At 64.5% G+C, this 19,224-nt stretch carries 18 protein-coding genes and 1 pseudogene; 6 read left to right on the forward strand and 13 right to left on the reverse strand.

Translation table 11 applies throughout. The features are described from left to right. Nucleotides 1-3 precede the first annotated feature (3 nt). From KHQ23_RS08080 to KHQ23_RS08090, 3 genes and pseudogenes are all read right to left on the reverse strand, one after another. Entirely contained in the window at nucleotides 4-1,155 is a 1,152-nt protein-coding gene (locus tag KHQ23_RS08080; protein WP_032434698.1) for an acyl-CoA dehydrogenase family protein, read from the reverse strand. Further along, a pseudogene (locus KHQ23_RS08085) lies at nucleotides 1,142-2,237 on the reverse strand (LLM class flavin-dependent oxidoreductase). The gene KHQ23_RS08080 and the pseudogene KHQ23_RS08085 overlap by 14 nt, the downstream one beginning before the upstream one ends. 144 nt (nucleotides 2,238-2,381) lie before the next feature. Further along, nucleotides 2,382-3,275 (reverse strand): LysR family transcriptional regulator, encoded by an 894-nt coding sequence (locus tag KHQ23_RS08090; protein ID WP_004151833.1) that lies wholly within the window; start codon nucleotides 3,273-3,275, stop codon nucleotides 2,382-2,384. 106 nt (nucleotides 3,276-3,381) lie between these two features. On the opposite strand from KHQ23_RS08090, the gene KHQ23_RS08095 reads away from it, so the two are divergent. Then, nucleotides 3,382-3,984, forward strand: coding sequence for a cysteine dioxygenase (locus KHQ23_RS08095; protein WP_002908526.1), 603 nt, complete (start codon nucleotides 3,382-3,384; stop codon nucleotides 3,982-3,984). Nucleotides 3,985-3,989: 5 nt separating this feature from the next. Then, nucleotides 3,990-5,570 carry a rhodanese homology domain-containing protein gene (locus KHQ23_RS08100; RefSeq protein WP_023328541.1) on the forward strand — a complete coding sequence of 527 codons (1,581 nt, stop codon included), beginning with the start codon at nucleotides 3,990-3,992 and terminating at the stop codon, nucleotides 5,568-5,570. 12 nt (nucleotides 5,571-5,582) lie between these two features. On the opposite strand, the gene KHQ23_RS08105 is transcribed toward KHQ23_RS08100, so the two are convergent. From KHQ23_RS08105 to KHQ23_RS08140, 8 genes are all read right to left on the reverse strand, one after another. Beyond that, on the reverse strand, nucleotides 5,583-6,308 hold the full coding sequence (locus KHQ23_RS08105) for a polyphenol oxidase family protein (RefSeq protein WP_047694753.1): 726 nt from the start codon (nucleotides 6,306-6,308) through the stop codon (nucleotides 5,583-5,585). 102 nt (nucleotides 6,309-6,410) lie between these two features. After that, entirely contained in the window at nucleotides 6,411-7,607 is a 1,197-nt protein-coding gene (mhpT, locus tag KHQ23_RS08110) for a 3-(3-hydroxy-phenyl)propionate transporter MhpT (protein ID WP_032434700.1), read from the reverse strand. A gap of 75 nt (nucleotides 7,608-7,682) precedes the next feature. Then, entirely contained in the window at nucleotides 7,683-8,699 is a 1,017-nt protein-coding gene (gene mhpE / locus KHQ23_RS08115) for a 4-hydroxy-2-oxovalerate aldolase (RefSeq protein WP_032434702.1), read from the reverse strand. Beyond that, nucleotides 8,696-9,646, reverse strand: a complete 951-nt coding sequence (mhpF, locus tag KHQ23_RS08120; protein WP_014343168.1) for an acetaldehyde dehydrogenase — start codon at nucleotides 9,644-9,646, stop codon at nucleotides 8,696-8,698. The genes mhpE and mhpF overlap by 4 nt, the downstream gene beginning before the upstream one ends. Next, on the reverse strand, nucleotides 9,639-10,445 hold the full coding sequence (mhpD, locus tag KHQ23_RS08125; protein WP_032434704.1) for a 2-keto-4-pentenoate hydratase: 807 nt from the start codon (nucleotides 10,443-10,445) through the stop codon (nucleotides 9,639-9,641). The genes mhpF and mhpD overlap by 8 nt, the downstream gene beginning before the upstream one ends. Before the next feature lie 10 nt (nucleotides 10,446-10,455). Continuing rightward, on the reverse strand, nucleotides 10,456-11,322 hold the full coding sequence (gene mhpC / locus KHQ23_RS08130; RefSeq protein ID WP_032434706.1) for a 2-hydroxy-6-oxonona-2,4-dienedioate hydrolase: 867 nt from the start codon (nucleotides 11,320-11,322) through the stop codon (nucleotides 10,456-10,458). Nucleotides 11,323-11,339: 17 nt separating this feature from the next. Next, a complete protein-coding gene (gene mhpB / locus KHQ23_RS08135; protein ID WP_020317046.1) occupies nucleotides 11,340-12,284 on the reverse strand; it encodes a 2,3-dihydroxyphenylpropionate/2,3-dihydroxicinnamic acid 1,2-dioxygenase in 945 nt (314 codons plus the stop codon). Between the two features lies 1 nt (nucleotide 12,285). Then, entirely contained in the window at nucleotides 12,286-13,950 is a 1,665-nt protein-coding gene (locus KHQ23_RS08140; protein ID WP_211776864.1) for a bifunctional 3-(3-hydroxy-phenyl)propionate/3-hydroxycinnamic acid hydroxylase, read from the reverse strand. A gap of 177 nt (nucleotides 13,951-14,127) precedes the next feature. On the opposite strand from KHQ23_RS08140, the gene KHQ23_RS08145 reads away from it, so the two are divergent. The 4 genes from KHQ23_RS08145 to KHQ23_RS08160 all read left to right on the forward strand — a co-directional run bounded on the left by KHQ23_RS08145 (nucleotide 14,128) and on the right by KHQ23_RS08160 (nucleotide 17,833). After that, nucleotides 14,128-14,940 carry a DNA-binding transcriptional regulator gene (locus KHQ23_RS08145; RefSeq protein WP_032434710.1) on the forward strand — a complete coding sequence of 271 codons (813 nt, stop codon included), beginning with the start codon at nucleotides 14,128-14,130 and terminating at the stop codon, nucleotides 14,938-14,940. 91 nt (nucleotides 14,941-15,031) lie between these two features. Beyond that, nucleotides 15,032-16,090 (forward strand): ABC transporter substrate-binding protein, encoded by a 1,059-nt coding sequence (locus KHQ23_RS08150; RefSeq protein ID WP_032434712.1) that lies wholly within the window; start codon nucleotides 15,032-15,034, stop codon nucleotides 16,088-16,090. Next, entirely contained in the window at nucleotides 16,080-17,087 is a 1,008-nt protein-coding gene (locus KHQ23_RS08155) for an iron ABC transporter permease (RefSeq protein WP_004180352.1), read from the forward strand. Before KHQ23_RS08150 ends, KHQ23_RS08155 begins: the two co-directional genes overlap by 11 nt. Further along, nucleotides 17,084-17,833, forward strand: coding sequence for an ABC transporter ATP-binding protein (locus KHQ23_RS08160; protein WP_004151841.1), 750 nt, complete (start codon nucleotides 17,084-17,086; stop codon nucleotides 17,831-17,833). Before KHQ23_RS08155 ends, KHQ23_RS08160 begins: the two co-directional genes overlap by 4 nt. Here KHQ23_RS08160 and KHQ23_RS08165 read toward each other — a convergent pair. After that, nucleotides 17,817-18,560: a substrate-binding domain-containing protein gene (locus tag KHQ23_RS08165; RefSeq protein WP_032434716.1), complete on the reverse strand. Its 744-nt coding sequence runs from the start codon at nucleotides 18,558-18,560 to the stop codon at nucleotides 17,817-17,819. The two genes, KHQ23_RS08160 and KHQ23_RS08165, sit on opposite strands and share 17 nt — an antisense overlap. Before the next feature lie 56 nt (nucleotides 18,561-18,616). Then, the coding region (locus KHQ23_RS08170; RefSeq protein WP_211777049.1) for a shikimate dehydrogenase at nucleotides 18,617-19,224 on the reverse strand (608 nt) is incomplete at its 5' end.

A 19,224-nucleotide genomic window follows, 5' to 3' on the forward strand; every position in this document is an offset into this window, starting at 1 on the left:
TGATTATCCTTGTGATTGAAAGACGAAGTTGCCAGCTGCCAGCCAGGCGCTGTCGCTCTGTGGGGTATGTACCCGTCCGCAGAGCACATTGCGGTAGTGGCGTTCCAGCGGGTTTTGTCGGCTGAGACCATGATTGCCGGTCAGCTCGAGCGCGATATTCACCGCCTGAATGGCGTTGTCGGTGATGGTGACTTTCGCCAGATTGGCCTCGATGGCGGAAAAGCGCAGCGCGGCGGCCTGCTCCAGCAGGCTGCGGTTGACCAGCAGCAGCCCGGCGATCTGCCCGACTTTCTCCTGCACCCGTGGCAGACGAGAGAGCGGATGGCCGAGACCGGCGGGCACCCGCCCCGCCAGCCACCTCACCAGCCAGTCGTGAGCGGCGTGGGCAATGCTGTCATAGATCGCCGCCAGCAGCGCCGTCTGCCGGTTGGCGAACAGGCGAAACGGTTCGGCCTGGGCGGCGGGTGGCGCATCGGCCGGCCAGACATCCACCGCGTGCTCTGCCGCCACCCGAACGTGGTTAAAAATAACTTCATGGCTGCCGGTGGCCCGCATCCCGGCGTGATCCCAGCTCTTCACCACCGTGATACCCGGGCTGTCGCCAGGCACCAGCCAGGTACCCACCAGCGGCGGGTTATCATCGCTTCTGGCCCACACCGCCAGCCAGCGCAGCCCTTCAATGCCGGTGGTATAAATTTTATGGCCGCTGATGTCCCAGCCCTCCGCGCGACGGGTCGCCACGGTGTCCGGCAGGCCGCCCCGCGCTGGGGAGCCCAGCTCCGGCTCGACGCGCAGGCTGTTAATGAGGCCACCGTGTTCGACAGCATCGTGAAAAACCTGCTGGCGCAGCGGCGCGTGCCAGGCGTCATTTTCCGCCAGCCGCAAATGGTGGAGATACTGCATGCAGACGATCAGCGCTGTCGCCGGCTCTCCCCAGGCGATGGCGGCGATGACCTGCTGCAGCTGGGCCAGACTGGCGCCCGCGCCGCCGCAGGATGGCGGCACGGCGAGACTTAACCAGCCCCCCGCACGCAGATGGTCGATATTAGGCCAGGGAAACTCGCCGCTGGCGTCAAGGCTGGCTGCCTGCTCCGCCATCTGCTGGCGGAGCGCCGTCAGCTGCCGGGCCCAGTCGTCGCGCTCAGGATGGATCACGATGCGCGCTCCGCCACCGCACGCCGGGCGGCTTTTTCCCGGGCGATCGGCAGCAGCGCCCGGCCATAGTCGGCCGCGTCGTTCAGCGGATCGAAGCCGCGGATCAGAAAGTTACGCACGCCGAGGTCGTAGTAGTCGAGCAGCGCATCCGCCACCTGCTCCGGGGTGCCCACCAGCGCGGTGGAATTATGTCCGCCGCCCACCAGCTGGGCGATGCCGGTCCACAGACGTTTGTCTACCACTCTGCCCTGCGCCGCGGTGGCCCGCAGCCGCTGGGCGCCGATGCTCTCCGGTTTGGCTTTGAACCCGCCTCCGCGCTGCGCCGCCTGCTCGGTGGCGACGTGCAGGATATGCTCGGCCTTCTCCCAGGCTTCGGCTTCGCTGTCGGCGATAATCGGCCGGAACGAGACGCTGAAGCCGATATCACGCTGGTGTTTCGCCGCTTCGGCGCGCACCCGCTGGATGGTCTCGCCGGTTTGCGCCAGCGACTCGCCCCACAGCGCGAAGACGTCGGCATGTTTGCCGGCGACGGCGATGGCCGCTTCCGACGAGCCGCCGAAGTAGATGGGAAGATGCGGCTTTTGCAGCGGGCGAATGGCGGACCAGGCCTGCTCGGCCTGATAGAAATCGTTGTGAATATCCACCGGCTGCTCGCTGGTCCACACCTGGCGCACGGTGTCGAGGAAGGCGTCGGTGCGGGCGTAGCGCTGGTCGTGGTCGAGATAATCGCCATCCCGGCGCTGCTCGGCATCGTTGCCGCCGCTGATGATATGCACCGCCAAGCGGCCCCCCAGCAGGTGCTCAAGGGTAGCGAATTTGCGCGCGGCAAGGGTTGGGGAAACAAAACCGGGACGATGGGCCAGCAGGTACTGAATTTTCTGCGTCGACAGTCCCGCCAGGGCCGTCACCAGAAAGCCGTCGGGTTGATCGGACCAGTGGCCGACCAGCAGACGATCAAACCCGGCGGCTTCATGGGTTTGCGCAAAGCGAACGATATAGTCGCGGTCAAAGATCGGCCCCACCGGGGCAATCGTTTCGGAAGAGAGGCGGTGGCCAATCATGCCGAGAAACTGAATGCTCATGAACAACTCCTTGCGTCAGGGTAATGGAGTGGCCGCGACAGCGGCGCTGGTCATTACCCTATACAGAGCGTGTTAATGAGCAAAATGCATTTTTATCATATCTTAATATGCTTAATTAGCATTAAACAAAAATGCATAGTGCTTTCAGTCGGATACGGTCAGCTGCTGAACCACTTTGCTGGCAAAAAAGGTCAGCGGCGGCTGCAGGTTCGCCAGATACTGGGCGTGGATCAGCCACAGTGAGACCGCAGGCTGAAAATCGCTGAGGCTGAGGACCGCGACCTCGTCCCGCCACGGGCTGCTGGCCAGCGCCGCCCTCGGCACCAGACCCAGCCCCAGCCCCTGCGCCACCAACGCTATCTGCAGCTGCGCGCCCGCGCTCTCGACGTTGAGCGTCAACCGCAATCCCTGGCTCTGCAGCTCGCGAATGAGCCCGGCGCGCAGGCCACAGCCGTCGGGGTTAAGGATCCAGCCCCGTTCGGCGCACTCCCGCAGGGATGACGCGCGCAAATTCAAACGCCGGCCGACGATCGGCACCACCTCCAGGGGACACAGCAGGCGCCCGCTGTAGCCCTCGGCGAAGCTTTGCTGGGCGGGCCCCATCGCCAGCATGCCGTCCAGCTCGCCGTTTTCCAGCCGGCGCTGCAGCTGTCCGCTCCAGCCGCAGGTGATCTGCGGCGACAGTCCGGGAAACTGCTGGCTCAGCGCCGACAGCGCCGCCGGCAGGGCAATCTCGCTGAGACTCTGCGGCACGCCGAGACGCAGCGCGCCGCGCGGCTCGCCTTGCGGATCCAACAGGCTGTAGAGTTTTTTCGTCTCACGCTTAATGCTCAGACACTGCTCGTACACCCGGTGTCCGGCGGCGGTCAGGGTCAGCGGGCGGGTCTGGCGCTCTAACAGCGTGACGTTCAGCTCCTGTTCCAGACGCTGCAGGCGCCGGGTGATGGCCGACTGGGTGATCCCCAGATATTCCGCGGCCTGATTGAGGGAGGAAAACTGCACCGTGGCCAGCAAAGCGTCGATATCGTCAATGCGCATAGGAACCTTATGTGAAATTTGCATATTAATATATGCGTAAATTGCATTTAAATAATATTAACGCCTCTGTTAGCGTTTTGACCAGTCCCTCTGACAGGAACCGCACATGACTGCACCACGACTGGAAAAATTACGCCATTTCATTCATGAGGTAGACCGCCTGCACCGCGAACACCACCAGACCGCCCCGCTGCTTGACGCCGTGGCGCAGCGGCTGGCGGCGCTGGTGCGTTACGACGACTGGCTGCCGGAAGAGTACACCCTGCCGCATCCGCACCATTACCAGCAGTATCTGCTGCATGCCGACTCCGGGGAGCGCTTCTCGATTGTCAGCTTCGTCTGGGGACCGGGGCAAGCGACGCCGATCCATGACCACCGGGTGTGGGGGGCCATTGGGATGCTGCGCGGCGCGGAGGAAAACCAGCGCTACCAGCTGGATGCCGATGGCATACCGCGCGCGCTGGGCGCCGCCACGCTTCTGGAAGCAGGCCAGGTGGAGAAAGTCTCCGCTGACGATGGCGATATTCATCGCGTCAGCAATGCGCTGGCGGATCGCGTCTCTATCAGCATTCATGTCTACGGCGGCAATATCGGCGCGGTGAAGCGCGCCGTGTATACCCCGGAAGGGCAGCAGAAACCGTTTATCTCCGGCTACTCTAACCGCCATTTACCCAATATCTGGGATTCCTCCCGCGAACATCAAGGATAACCACTATGTCCACCTACGCTTATCGCCAGGCCGCCGGGATCCGCCAGGCGCTGCTCGACCGTCGTGAACTGGCGCTGATCGACGTCCGTGAAGAGGCCGATTTCGCCACCGCTCATCCGCTGTTTGCCGTCAATCTGCCGTTCAGCAAACTGGAGCTGGAGGTCCGCCGGCGGATACCGCGCTTCACCACCCCGCTCACCGTCTACGACAACGGCGAGGGTCTGGCGGAGATCGCCGTCGAACGGCTGCGGGCCTGGGGCTATCAGGATGTGGCCCTGCTGGCCGAGGGTCTCGCCGGCTGGCGCCGCAGCGGCGGCGAGCTGTTTCAGGACGTCAACTCCGCCAGTAAAGCCTTTGGCGAGCTGGTGGAAAGCGTGCGTCACACACCGTCGCTCAGCGCCCAGGAGGTTCAGGCGCTCATCGACAGCCGGCAGGAGGTGGTGATCGTCGACGCCCGGCGCTTCGATGAGTACCAGACCATGAGCATCCCCGGCAGCATCAGCGTGCCCGGCGGCGAGCTGGCCCTGCGGGTAGAGAGCCTGACGCCCTCCCCGCAGACGCCGGTTATCGTCAACTGCGCCGGACGCACCCGCAGCATCATCGGCACCCAGTCGCTGATCAACGCCGGCGTGCCAAACCCGGTCCATGCCCTGCGCAATGGCACTATCGGCTGGACGCTGGCCGGCCAGACGCTGGCGCACCAGCAACAGCGGCAATACGATCCCTCCGCCCGCGCCTCCGGCGCCCGGGCCGCTGAGGTGGCGCATTTTGCCGAACGTGCCGGGGTGGCGGTCATCGATGAGGCCACGCTGCTACGCTGGCTGCAGCAGAGCGACCGCACCACCTTCCTGTTTGATGTCCGCAGCCCCGAAGAGTACGCGGCGGGTCACTATCCCGGCAGCCTGAGCGCGCCAGGCGGCCAGCTGGTGCAGGAGACCGACCACTTCGCCAGCGTACGAGGGGCGCGCATTGTGCTGTTGGATGACGATGGCATCCGGGCGGCGATAACCGGCTCGTGGCTGGCGCAGATGGGCTGGGAGACGGCGCGGCTGAGCGCGCTGTCGGCCAGCCAGTTGAGCGAACGCGGGGTGCCAGCCGCCGAGGTGCCGCCCGGCCCGCAGGCGGAGGAGATAAGCCCGGCGCAGCTGGCGCAACAGCTGGAAGAACCCGGTACGGTGGTGCTCGATTTTACTACCAGCGCCAACTTTGTCGCTCGCCATATCCCCGGCGCGTGGTGGCTGACGCGCTCGCAGCTGCGCCAGGCCCTGGAAGCAATCCCTCCCGCCCAACGTTACGTGGTGACCTGCGGCAGCAGTCTGCTGGCCCGCTACGCGGTGCCGGAGGTGGCGGCCTTGACCGGTAAACCGGTGCAGTTGCTTACCGGCGGGACGCTGGCGTGGATCGCCGCCGGTCTGCCGCTGGCGCATGGCGACAGCGGCCTCGCCGTCGAGCGCCGTGACCGCTATCGTCGTCCGTACGAAGGAACCGATAATTCCGCCGAGGCCATGCAGGCCTATCTGGAGTGGGAGTATGGCCTCGTGGATCAGCTGGCCCGCGACGGCACCCACGGTTTTCGGGTGCTCTAGCGCGAGCCCGCCTCAGGCTTCGCGCATGATCCACGAATACTGAAAGCTCTTCGGCGCCGGAAAATGGGTCCGGCGCCGGTAGGAGCCCAGCGACTGCGGGGTGCAGTAGGTACAACTCCCCAGCCATTCAACGCTCGCCGGCGCCACCCCCGCCTCTGCGAAGATCGCTTCGGCAAAGGCGCGCAGATCAAACCACAGATTATCGCTGCCGCGTGCGGCGGCTTTGAGCGGATCGCTGACCGGGCCCGAACGGGAGTGGAACAGCCGCTGGCGATGGCGGGCCACCCGGTCACCGCCGGGCTGGTCCAGCAGTTGCTGATAGAATCCGGCGGAGACTTCGTAACAGCAGGGGTGAATATGCGGCCCCACGGCGATGACCAGATCGGCCAATGCCACCCCCTGCTGGCGAAAACAGGCCAGACTGTTGTCGACAATACCGCTGACCAGCCCCTGCCAGCCGGCATGCACGCTGCAGACGTAGCGACCGTCGCGCGAGGCGATCAGCAGCGGCAGACAGTCGGCGGTCACCACCCCCACCTTTTGCCCGGCTACCGCGGTAAACACCGCGTCGGCGCGCGGGCGCGTCGGCAGCGGCTGCTGATAATGATGAACCTCATTACCATGCACCAGCTTCACCGGAGCCAGCTCGGCATAGGGAAAGGCGGCGGTTTCATGGACATCGAGAAAAGCGTGGCGGATGCCAGGGATCGCATTGAGCAAACGGGAGGTGTAAGCCATAGGGACGATAAGCGTCAGGGAATGATGTCTTACCTTAGGCCAGGGGACGCGGACAGGCAAGGCGGCGGCCCGGCATTTTTTTACCAGATCGCCGGATGCATATCAGACCATGGCCGCGCGCTGCTGGCGATGCATCAGCCAGAACACCGCCACGCCGGCCAGCACAATGCCCGGCGCCGAGGCCGCCATCACCCCGACGGTGCCGGTGCCGAGGGCCAGCATCTTGCCGGCCAGCAGCGGGCCGCTCATCGCCCCAAGACGCCCCACCGCCACGGCGGTGCCCACCCCGGTGGCGCGGATGGCCGCGGGATAAAAAAGCGGCGCCAGAGCGTAAAGCACACTTTGTCCGCCGGTGGCGAACAGCCCGGCGACAAACCCCGCCAGCAGCATGCCAGTCAGCGACGACGCGCTGCCCAGCGCCAGCAGCGACGCCAGAATGCCGCTGTAGATCAGGAGCGACATCCGCAGCGGGGTGAGCTTATCCATTAGCGCCCCCAGCAGCAGCGTGCCGCAGGCGGCGCCGATCTGCAGAGAGAACATCACCCCCGCCGCCTGGCTGGCGCGGAATCCCTGGCCCACCAGCAGCATCGGCAGCCAGTTGATCAGCATATAGACCACCAGCAGGGTGAAAAAATAACCCAGCCACAGCAGCAGCGTAGCGGCGGCCTGGCCCGGGGCAAACAGGGTGCGCAGCGGCACACTGGCCTCCGCGCGCTGAAACGCCTGCGACTCCGGCAGCCAGCGCATCAGCAACGGGATCAGCAGCAGCGGGACCACGCAGCCAATCCAGAAAATAATCTGCCAGGCCGCGGCGAGACCGGAAAAGCCCAGCGCTGCCGCCAGCGCGGCGCCAATGGGTACGCCGCAGTACATCAGGCTTACCGCCCGGCCGCGGAAACGTGAGCCAGCGGCTTCCGAGGTTAAGGCAATCAGGTTCGGCAATGCCGCCCCGAGCCCGACGCCGGTGAGCAGGCGCGCCAGCAGCAGCGTCGGGAAGCTCCATGCCAGCGCGGTGGCCAGCGAGAACAGGCCAAACAGCAGCACCGACCCCAACAGAATGCGCTTACGCCCGTGGCGGTCCGCCAGCATGCCGCCCACCAGCGCGCCGGGCAGCAGGCCGAGGATCCCAGCGCTGAAGATCCAGCCCATCTGCATTTTATCCAGCGCAAAGGCCTGCGCCATGCCGACGGCGGCGATCCCCGCCGCCTGCAGATCCAGCCCTTCCATCAGGGCCACCATAAAACAGAGCCCGATGGTGACCACCAGGCGCGAGGGGGTTGCAGTCGTTATCTTGGTCATAGGGTACCTTAGCGATAGCCGAACAAACGGAGCAGGTGACTGGCGGCTGATGCTTTGTCAGCCGCACGTTCTTAGTTATTTATTGCGGTTAAGCAGATCCAGCGCGACGTCGACGATCATATCCTCCTGGCCGCCGACCATCCGCCGCTTGCCCAGCTCGACGAGAATATCCACCGCGCTGAGGCCATAGCGCTTGGCCGCCGCTTCGCTGTGGCGCAGGAAGCTGGAGTAGACTCCGGCGTAGCCCAGCGCCAGCGTTTCGCGGTCGACACGCACCGGGCGATCCTGCAGCGGCCGCACCAGCTCATCGGCCGCGTTCATCAGGGCGTAGAGATCGGTGCCATGCTGCCAGCCGAGCTTGTCGGCGGCAGCAATAAACACCTCCAGCGGCGCATTGCCCGCCCCCGCCCCCATCCCGGCCAGGCTGGCGTCAATGCGATCGCACCCCTCTTCCACCGCGACGATCGAGTTCGCCACCCCGAGGCTCAGATTATGATGGGCATGCATCCCGGTGGCGGTCTCCGGCTTCAGCACCGCCTTCAGGGCGCGGAAGCGGTCGCGAATGTCGTTCATGTTCATCGCCCCGCCGGAATCCACCACATAGATACAGGTCGCGCCGTAAGATTCCATCTTCAACGCCTGCTGCGTCAGCGCCTGCGGGGAGATCATATGGCTCATCATCAGAAAACCGACGGTGTCCATTCCCAGCTCGCGGGCAAAGGCAATATGTTGCGCCGCGACGTCCGCTTCGCTGCAGTGGGTGGCGACCCGCACCACCCGCGCTCCGGCCTGATACGCCGCTTTCAGATCGTGCAGCGTGCCGATGCCCGGCAGCAGCAAGGTGGCGATTTTCGCCTGGCTCACGACATCCGCTGCCGCTTCAATCCAGGCGATGTCGCTGTGGGCGCCAAAGCCATAGTTGAAGCTGGATCCCTGCAGGCCATCGCCATGGGCCACTTCGATGGAGTCGACCCCAGCCTTATCCAGCGCGCTGGCGATCTGCTGCACCTGCGCCAGGGAATACTGGTGACGAATAGCGTGCATACCATCGCGCAGCGTCACGTCCGAGATATAAAGTTTTTTACCGTTCATGCTGTCGCTCCCGCCGCGCTGTGCATTGCCCCGGCCATTTGCTCCGCCGTCGCCAGCGCCGCCGAGGTCATAATATCGAGGTTGCCCGCGTACGCTGGCAGATAGTGCGCCGCCCCTTCCACTTCGAGGTAAACCGCGGTTTTCAGGCCGGAAAAACAGCCGACGCCGGGCAGGTTGACCGGCCTGTCCTCGGGGATAACCTCAAACTGCACCTGCTGCTTCAGCCGGTAGCCTGGGACGTAAGCCTGCACTGCCGCCGCCATTTCGACGATCGAGGCGGCAATGGCCTCCTGCGACGCCAGCTCGCTCAGGACGTAGACGGTATCGCGCATCATCAGCGGCGGCTCCGCCGGGTTCAGTACAATAATCGCTTTGCCCTTGCCCGCCCCGCCGACTTTTTCAATCGCCTGCGAGGTGGTTTCGGTGAATTCGTCAATATTGGCCCGCGTGCCCGGCCCGGCGGATTGACTGGCGATCGAGGCCACAATCTCCGCGTAATGCACCTTCGCCACTCGCGAGACCGCGGCGATCATCGGGATGGTCGCTTGCCCGCCGCAGGTCACCATATTGACGTTGCCCTGATGGAGATTGTCCGCGAGGTTGACCACCGGTACGCAGTACGGGCCAATCGCCGCCGGCGTCAGGTCGATAACGCGGATCCCCGGCTTCGCTTCGCGCAGCGCGGCATCGTTTTTGATGTGCGCCCCGGCGCTGGTGGCGTCAAAAACAAAATCGATGTCGGCAAATTCCGCCATCTGCATCAGGCCGCCCACCCCTTCGTGAGTGGTCGCAACGCCCAGGCGCCGGGCGCGGGCCAGGCCATCCGACTGCGGGTCGATGCCGACCATCACCGCCATCTCCAGATGCTGGCCGTGGCGCAGGATTTTAATCATTAAATCGGTGCCGATATTCCCGGAGCCGATAATGGCGACTTTACGTTTACGCATCACGATCTCCTTCTCCGGCGGCAACGAAGCGTGCCGCGACTGAGCCAATACCTTCGATATGGGCGACAAAGCTGTCCCCCTCGTTAATCGTCACCATCGGGCCTAACGCCCCGGTCAGCACGATATCCCCCGCCCGCAGCGGTTCGCCGAGACTCGCCAGCTTGCGCGCCAGCCAGACTGCGGCGTTCAGCGGATGCCCCAGACACTCGCTGCCGCGGCCGCTGGAGACCAGCTCCTGGTTGCGGGTCATGTGCATGGCGCACTGCTTCAGATCCAGTCCCGCCGGACGCTGCGCCGGGCCGCCAATGACGTACAGGCCGCAGGAGGCGTTATCGGCGACGGTGTCGACAAAGCCGATTGACCAGTCGCGAATGCGGCTGCCCACCACCTCCAGCGCCGGCAATACCCATTCGATGGCGTTATACAGTTCATCAAAAGTGGTATCGGCATGCGGCAGATCCTGCTTCAGCACCAGGGCGATCTCGGCCTCCACCTTGGGCTGCAGCACGCGGCCAAACGGCACCTCGGCGTTGTCGCCGTAGCACATGTCGGCAAACAGGGTGCCGAAGTCCGGCTGATTGACGCCCAGCTGCTGCTGCACTTTGGGATGGGTCAGGCCCACCTTGCGGCCCACCACCCGCCGGCCATGGGCCACATGGTGCTGGACGTTCAGGCGCTGGATGGCATAGGCGGCGTCGGCATTGTCGACGCCGAGAATATTGCGCAGCGGGGCGATCGCCTGGCCGCTCTGTTCCGCGTCGCGGAGCTGCCGGGCCAGCGCGTCAAGAGAAAAAGTCATCATTTACTCCTTAAGCCCGTGCGAGGAAATTGAGCACCAGCTGATTAAAACTGTCGGCATGTTCCCACTGCGCCCAGTGGCCGCAGTCGCGGTAAATATGCAGTTCCGAACCGGCGATCCCGGCGAGCAGGCGCAACCCGGCGTCCATCGGCACGAAGCGGTCATTGCGTCCCCAGACGATCAGAGTTGGCGCGCTGATTTCGCCCAGCCGCGGGCCAAAGTCAGGAAACTGCTTCGGGTTGGCTTCCAGGCTCTGGACGAAGTTGTCCAGATGGTCGCGGCGCGACAGCATATTGTTGAGACGCGCCTCGAACAGCGCCTCGGTGAGGTCGCGGGTGTCGAAGACGAAGATGCTCATCATCTTTTTGAGGTTTTCAATGGTCGGCTCGCGGTACAGGGCGTTCAGCAGCTTGATGCCCTCGGTCGGCGTCGGTGTGAACAGGCTCATGCCGCCGGTCCCCCCGCCCATCAGCACCAGCTTAGCCACCCGCTCCGGCCAGCTCAGGGTGAAGGCCACCGCGCTATGGCCGCCCATCGAGTTGCCCAGCAGATGGACTTTATCGATCCCCAGCTGATCGACCACGCTTTTCAGAATGCGGGCGTTGAGGTCCGAACGCGAGCCGCTGTTGACGATAGCATCGCTTTTGCCCCACCCCGGACAGTCGAGGAGCAGCACGCGATAGCCCGCCTCGACCAGCGGGTCAATATTGCGGCTGAAGTTGGCCCAGCCGGTGGCCCCCGGCCCGGAGCCGTGCAGCATGACCACGGTCTCTTTCCCGTCGCCGCAGTCATTGATATGGATGCGCAGCGTGCGGCCCCCCTCGTCGACATTGAGGAATCGGCTGGTGGCGGCTTCAGTTTGCGGTTGATAGCTCATGTTAGTCTCCCGGTTAATCAAATCTCGGTGGTGGCGCTCAGCGAGCCGAATCCGGCGATCCACTCGGGGATCGGCCGGTAATAGCGGCCTTCACTGCGCCAGCGGCCAAAAGCGGATAGCGCGGCAAAAGCGGCCACCCAGGTCTTAATTTCGTGCGTCGATTTGCCGGCCATCGCCGACAGCTCGTCATTGCCGATCGCGTCCAGTTCGCTCAGCCGCCCCTGCTCCAGCAGGCTCATAAAGCGGTTGTCCCAGACCGGGTTGAGGGGATGGAGCGAGTGCGGGTCTTCGGTAAACCGTCGGGCGGCGCTGATCACCCGCTGCTGGCGCAGCGCACGTTCGTCCGGCGGCAGCTGTTTGCCGCCGCCGAGCAGACGGTCACGCAGATGGGCGTCGGCCTTCGCCAGCTCCGGCACCGGCGGCTGGTGCGAGAGTCCGCCCGAGCCGAGGATCAGCACCCGCTTATTGAGGGTATTGAGAAAGCGGCCCATCGCCTCGCCCAGCAGCCGGGTGCGTTGAAAACCCGGCAGCGGCGCGGCGACGCCGTTAATAAACACCGGCAGCACCGGCACGCGGTCCAGGCCACCCAGCAGAAACTCCAGCGGCTGGGCGAAGCCGTGGTCCACCTGCATGTTGTACGACACCGCCAGGTCGATACCGCTGTTGATCACGGCGTGGGCGCAGGCTTCCGCCAGCTCGGTCGGCACCGGCAGGTCGCCGGCGGCGCTGGCGAAGTCGCCGATGGCGGTGGCGCCGACGCCGAGGCAGAACGGCGGCATCACGTCATAGAAAAAACCGTTGTAGTGATCGGGAGCGAAGAGCACTACCAGCTCGGGATCGAATTCAGCGATCCGCCGCCGGGCGTCGGCAATCACCCGGTTCACTTCATCAAGGACCGCCTGCTCCGGGTCTACGAATCCCACCAGCGGGGTGTGGGAGAGACAGTGCAAATAGGCATGCATATCAGGCCACCTTCTCTTCAGCGTGGGCGGTATCCCCGGTTGCGAGGGCCATTTTTTCCGCCAGAGCGGTCAGCTGCGCGCCGAGGGTTTGCGGGATGGCGAGAGCGGCGACAAAGCGGTCCGGCCTGACCACGGCGATGGCGGTGTTATGCAGTGCAAACCAGCTTTTGAGGCGGTTTTGCGTATCGCCCACCCGCAGCGTGCCGGGGGCGTTATCCTGCTCGCGATGGATCTGCACCTCGGGCACCACCTGGATAAAGCGCACGCCAATCGCGCGCCAGCGGGCGATCTGCCCGGCGTCGAGCCCCCACTGCGGGTTGCAGCCCCAGCCGATAATGGCGAAATTCGCCCCGATAACCTCGTCGAGCAGCACGCTCTCGCCGCTCTCCAGCGTCACCTGCGGTTGAATAAACATTTTGCCCACCGGCGAGGTTTTGCCGGCGCCGTCGGTCAGCAGCGCCCCCTCGCGGTACTGCGGCATCGGCTTAAAGCGCATCTCGAGGAAGTAGCGTTTCACCGGCGGCAGGTAATTCAGCAGCCAGGAGAGGCCGTCGCGCGCGGCCCCCTGCCAGCGCTTCGGCGGCGCCAGTACATGGCCGGCGGTAACCGACAGGTCAATCATCGCTTTCGCGTGGTCGCGGCGCTCCTGCTGGTAGCTGTCGAGCAGCGTCTCTCCCGCTTTGCCATTGACCACCAGCGCCAGCTTCCACGCCAGGTTGAAGGCGTCGCGCATGCCGCTGTTATATCCCTGCCCCTGCCAGACCGACATGATGTGCGCCGCGTCGCCGGCCAGCAGCACGCGGTCGATGCGAAAGCGCTCGGCAAGGCGGGCGTTATGCGTATAGACCCGCTGGCGGATCAGCTCGACGCGATCCGGGTCCGGCAGCACTTTGCTCAGCAGGCGGCGCATATTGTGCGGTTCGCTGAGCTGAGCTTCGGTTTCGCCGGGCATCACCATAAATTCAAAGCGGCGCACGCCGTGGGGCAGCGCGGCGGAAACGTAGGGTCGCACCGGGTCGCAGCACAGGTAAACGTGCGGGGTGGCCAGCGGGTCGTTAGCGATATCGATGACGATCCACTTATTCGGCGCGGTTTTACCTTCGAAGGGGATGTTCAGCGTACGGCGAATAAAGCTGGCGCCGCCGTCGCAGGCCACCAGCCAGTCCGCGCGCACCGTCTCCCGCTCGCCGTCCGGTCCTTTAAGATTTAACGTGACACTGTCACCGGTCTGGCTAAAGGCTTCCACTTCGCGGGAGAAGAGGCAGCGGACCTGCGGGAAACGCTGCAGACCGTGATACATCACCGCATCGACCTGCGGCTGAATGAAGGCGTTGCGCCGCGACCAGCCAAACTCATCGGTCATCGGCTGGATATCGGCAAAGCAGCGGCCTTTTGGGGTGAGAAAACGCATGGCGTGCCACGGCGTGGTATGCGGCAGCACGTCATTCACCAGCCCCACCGCCTGCATCGCCCGCAGGGATTCATCGTCAATGCCGATGGCCCGCGGGTAATCGATCAGTGTGGCGAGCTTTTCCACCACCAGCACGCTGATGCCCATCTGGCCAAGGTAGTTGGCCATCATCAGACCAACCGGACCGGCGCCAACGATGGCGACCTGAGCGGTATGCTGCACGGCGGGTTGAATATCGGGTGTAGATGTTGTCATTCTCAGCGACCTCACGACTCGGAAACTGCCCGGCTGACAGGCAATTTGTTAATCATGTGTAAACGTTTTTTTATAATGGGCTGAGTATAGGGCGGGGGTTTTCGGCTACAATCAAAACATCATCGAATGTGCACCAGGTGCACCACACTGTTTTTAAAGCATTTTAAGGGAGGGTTTATGCGTGACGATGGGTCCGCAGCGTACAAAACGGTGCGCGGATTAAGCCGGGGTTTATTGTTATTAAAATTGTTAAATAAATTCGACAGCGGCGCGACACCGGGCCTGCTGGCGGAGTTTAGCGGCCTGCATCGCACCACCGTGCGCCGGCTGCTGGAGACGCTACAGGAGGAGGGTTTTGTCCGCCGCAGCCGCTCCGATGACAGCTTCCGGTTGACCATTAACGTCCGCCAGCTGAGCGATGGATTTCGTGACGAACATTGGATTTCTGCCCTCGCCACGCCGCTGCTCGGCGAGCTGCTGCGCGAGGTGCAGTGGCCAACGGACATCACCACCCTCGACGTCGACGCCATGGTGGTGCGCGAGACTACCCACCGCTTCAGCCGACTGTCGTTTCACCGCGCGATGGTCGGACGGCGGCTGCCGCTGCTGCTCACCGCCTCCGGACTGACGTGGCTGGCCTTTGCCCCCGACGCGGAACGCGACGCCATCGTCAGCATGCTGGCCGCCCGTCCGGAAGCTGAGTATCAGTTGGCCCGCGAACCGGAACGGCTGGCGGCGATCCTCGCCCGCACCCGCCAGAACGGCTATGGCGAAAACTTCCGCAGCTGGCGGCAGGAGGAGAAAATCGCCTCGATCGCCGTGCCGGTCTGCAGTCAGCAGCGGGTTATCGGCTGCCTGAACCTGGTCTATATCGCCAGCGCAATGACCATTGAGCAGGCGGCGCAGAAGCATCTCCCCGCGCTGCAGAGGGTGGCGAGGCAGATAGAAGCCCGCATGGAGGATGAAGAAGTGTGGTACGAAATGCCCTGATCGTGATGAGGGTAAATGCGATCGCCCATTGCGCCCGGCTTCGTTATATAATTTAATACACAACGAATTTTCACGCCATTCGGGCCACACCATGTCAAAACACCCCTTACTGCTGGGCCTGACGCTGCTCAGCGCCAGCCTGTTCACCGGCCAGGCCTTCGCCGACCGCACCGTCACCGACCAGTTGGGTCGCCAGGTCACCCTCCCCGACCACGTCACCCGCGTTGTGGTTCTGCAGCATCAGACGCTCAACCTGCTGGTACAACTGCATGCCGCCGAGGATATCGTCGGCGTCTTAAGCAGCTGGCAGAAACAGCTCGGGCCGCAGTTCGCCCGCTTTATGCCGAAGATCGCGCAGCTGGCGACCCCGGGCGATCTTACCCAGGTCAATATTGAAAGCCTGTTGGCGCTGCGTCCGCAGGTGGTTTTCGTCGCCAACTATGCGCCGCCGGCGATGATCGCGCAGATCCAACAGGCCGGGATCCCGGTAGTGGCCATCTCGCTGCGCCACGATGCCGCCGGGGAAAAAAATAAAATGAACCCCACCATGGCTGACGAAGAGCAGGCCTATAACGCCGGGCTGATGGAGGGGATCCGCCTTATCGGCGAGGTGGTCGAGCGCCAGCCCGAGGCCGAGGCGTTGATTCACTACACCTTCGAGGCGCGCAAGCAAGCCAATGCGCCGGTGGCCGATATTCCCCAGAACCAGCGGGTGCGGGTGTACATGGCCAACCCCGATCTGAATACCTATGGCGCTGGCAAATACACCGGGCTGATGATGGCGCACGCCGGGGCGCTGAACGTGGCGGCCGCCAGCGTAAAAGGCGCCCGCCAGGTGTCGCTGGAGCAGGTGCTGGAGTGGAACCCCCAGGTGATCTTCGTCCAGGACCGTTATCCGCAGGTGGTCAAACAGATAGAGAACGACCCGCAGTGGCAGGCGATCGATGCGGTGAAACATCACCGCGTGTGGCTGATGCCGGAGTACGCCAAAGCCTGGGGCTATCCCATGCCAGAGGCCCTGGCGCTGGGTGAGCTGTGGATGGCGAAAAAACTCTATCCCGCGCGCTACCAGAGCATCGATGTGGACAGTAAAGCCAGCGATTACTATCAGCGTTTTTACCGCGTGGCGTGGACGCCAGATGCCCGCTAACCATCATCCCTGGCTGGTGCAGGGTAGCCTGGCGCTGGTGACCCTGGCGATCGCGGTCGCCTCGCTCTGTTTCGGCCAGTACCCGTTAAGCCTGAGCGCCGTTGGCCACACTCTGGTCCATCTGCCGCCAGGAGAAGGGGTGATCGGGCAGATCGTCTGGTCGGTTCGCCTGCCGCGCGTGGTGATGGCCCTGCTGGCCGGGGGCGCGCTGGGGCTGTGCGGCGCCACCTTGCAGGGCGTGTTCCAGAACCCGCTGGTGGACCCGCACATCATCGGGGTAACCGCCGGCTCCGCCTTCGGCGGCACGCTGGCGATCCTGTTGGGCGTCGGCAGTCTGCTGATGATGGCCTCGACCTTTTTCTTCGGCCTCGTCGCGCTGGGGCTGATTTACGCCCTCGCCGCCCTGCAGGGGCGGGACAGCACGCTGGGGCTGATTCTGTCCGGGATCATTCTCAGCGGCTTCTTCGCCGCGCTGGTCAGCCTGATGCAGTACCTCGCCGACAGCGAAGAGACGTTACCGAACATCGTTTTCTGGCTGCTCGGCAGCTTCGCGACCGCCAGCTGGCATAAGGTACTGCTTATGTCCCTGCCCCTGGCGGTGGCTGCCGGGGCGCTGTGGAAGCTGCGCTGGCGTATCAACCTGCTGGCCCTGGAGGAACGGGATGCCCGCAGTCTTGGCGTTCCGGTGGCCGCGCTGCGTCGCGGCGTGCTGGTTTGCTGCGCGGTGCTGGTGGCAGCCCAGGTGGCGGTCAGCGGCAGCATCGCCTGGATGGGTCTGGTGGTCCCGCACCTCGCCCGTCTGCTGGTAGGGGCTGACCATCGTCGCCTGCTGCCCACCGCCTTCTGGCTCGGCGCCGCGCTGATGCTGGTGGTGGACGATCTGGCGCGCACGCTGACCCAGGCGGAGATCCCGATCGGGATCATCACCGCCCTGCTCGGGGCGCCGCTGTTTACCGTGTTGCTGGTGCAATCCCGACGCCGGAGTACGACCCGATGAACAGCTCATTATCGCTGCAAGCGCTACGCTACGGCCACCGTCAGCCGCTCTTCGCCCCGCTCACGCTGGCCTGCCGGCCCGGTGAGATCTGGGCGGTGCTGGGCGCCAATGGCCGGGGAAAAAGTACCCTGCTGGATACCCTGACCGGCGTGTTGCCGCCGCTGGGCGGCGAGATGCAGTGCGAGGGCGGCGTGGCCCTGGTTCCGCAGTCGTTTCGTCCCGCTTTTCGCTGGCGCGTGAGCGATGTGGTGCTGATGGGCCGGGCCCGTCACGTGGATCTCTTTGCCCAGCCGGACGAGGAGGATGCCCGGCGGGTTGAGCAGGCGCTGGCGCAGCTGGGGATTGCCGCCCTGGCCGAAGATGACTTCGGCGCCCTCTCCGGCGGCCAGCAGCAGCTGGTGTTGATTGCCCGCGCGCTGGTCAGCGCCAGCCAGAATATCCTGCTGGATGAGCCCTGCTCGGCGCTGGACCTCGGTAACCAGCAGGTGGTGCTGCAGCTGATCGGCGACCTCGCCCACCGCCAGGCGCGCACCGTCCTGTTCACCACCCATGATCCCAACCACGCCCTACAGGTGGCCAGCCATACGCTGCTTCTGCTGCCGGAGGGCCGGTGGCTGGCGGGCGAGACCGCCGACGTGCTGAGCGAAACGCATCTCCGGCAAGCGTACGGCCTGCCGGTACGCCTGATCCGCCATGCCGCCTCCGCGTTCCCTCTGCTGGCGCCGGGGTTTACGCTGCGTCGCTGAACGGCATAAAACCCGCCTGCCGAAGATACCCCTGGCCAACGTCGCCGAGGATAAAGCGATACAGGGCCAGCGCGGCGGGATCGGCCCTGAGACGCGCCAGCTGGTAATCGCAGCGAATATTCCACGGCGCCGGGATGGTCAGGGTACGCAGATCGTCGCAGGTGGCCAGCGCGGGGCCATAGTGCGCATAGCCGATAAACAGATCCGCCAGATTCTGGCGAATAAGCCACGCGCCGGCTATCTCTCCCGGCGGCACGCTCAGTGAGTCTCTGCCGCCGACCAGCTGCTGCGCCCGCCCGGCCATCGCGTTGCCCAACCCTGGATAGCGTGCCTCAATTCGGGCGAACAGCTGCCAGGTATAATCTCCCGACGGATCGCAGCCCGGCGTGGAGGTCGCCAACCGCAGGCGGGGCGTGCTGAGCAGCGCCAGCCAGTCCAGGCCATCATTGTCCGGTGAGCGCCGGGCGGTCAGCATCAGCTGGTTGCCGGCAAATCCCTGGCATTCCTGCGCCAGACCTGCCTGCAGCAGCGCCTGCGGGTGCGCCGCATTGGCGGAAGCAAAAACCGCGCACGGTGCCCCGGCTTCGATTCTCTCGCGCAGCAGGCCGGCAGGGCCAAACTGCGCATCAACCGCCAGGCCAGTGTGCTGCCGAAAGTGCGCCACCAGCGGCAGGAAAGCGCTTCTCAGGCTTCCCGCCGCCAGCAGCGTGAGAGTGGTGTTTGTCATAAGAGGTCGCTATAAACCGGATAATATAGCGTTATATTACCCGGTTTGCCGTCGCGTCAGTAGCGAATTTCTGCCAGGGTCCGCAGCTGCTCGGGGGTGGCTACCGGTAGGTCAAAAAAGCGCAGATAGGCAGGGATCATTTCAAACAGCATGTCGGTCCCGCGCTGGATGTGGCACTGTCGTGCCTGAGCGGCCCTCAGCAGCGGGGTGTACTCCTGAGTCATGACGACTTCCCCCACCCAGGCGCCTGGCGCCAGACGGTCAACGTCCAGCGGCAGCGGATCGCTGGCCTTCATCCCCAGCGGGGTGGCATTGACCACCAGCTCGTGTCCGGCAGGATCGGGCTGCATCAGGGTGATATCGAGCTGCGGATAGTGCTGATGCAGCCGCCCGGCGAGGGCGTGCGCCACCCCGGGCCGGGTATCGTACAGGGTCAGGGCGCTGACCCCCGCCGCCGCGAGGGAGGCGGCGATAGCCGATCCCACCCCGCCGCTGCCAACCACCAGCGCCCGCGTCCCCTGCGGGTTAAACCCTTTACGACGCAGGCCCAGCACAAATCCCTCGCCATCGAACATGTCTCCGCTCAGGCTACCGTCAGCCTCGCGGCGGATGGCATTGCAGGCGCCAGCGATGGCCGCCGTCGGGCTCAGGCGCTGCACCAGAT

The sequence above is a fragment of the Klebsiella sp. 64 genome (assembly GCF_018223915.1).
In the GTDB taxonomy this organism is placed as follows: domain Bacteria; phylum Pseudomonadota; class Gammaproteobacteria; order Enterobacterales; family Enterobacteriaceae; genus Klebsiella; species Klebsiella pneumoniae.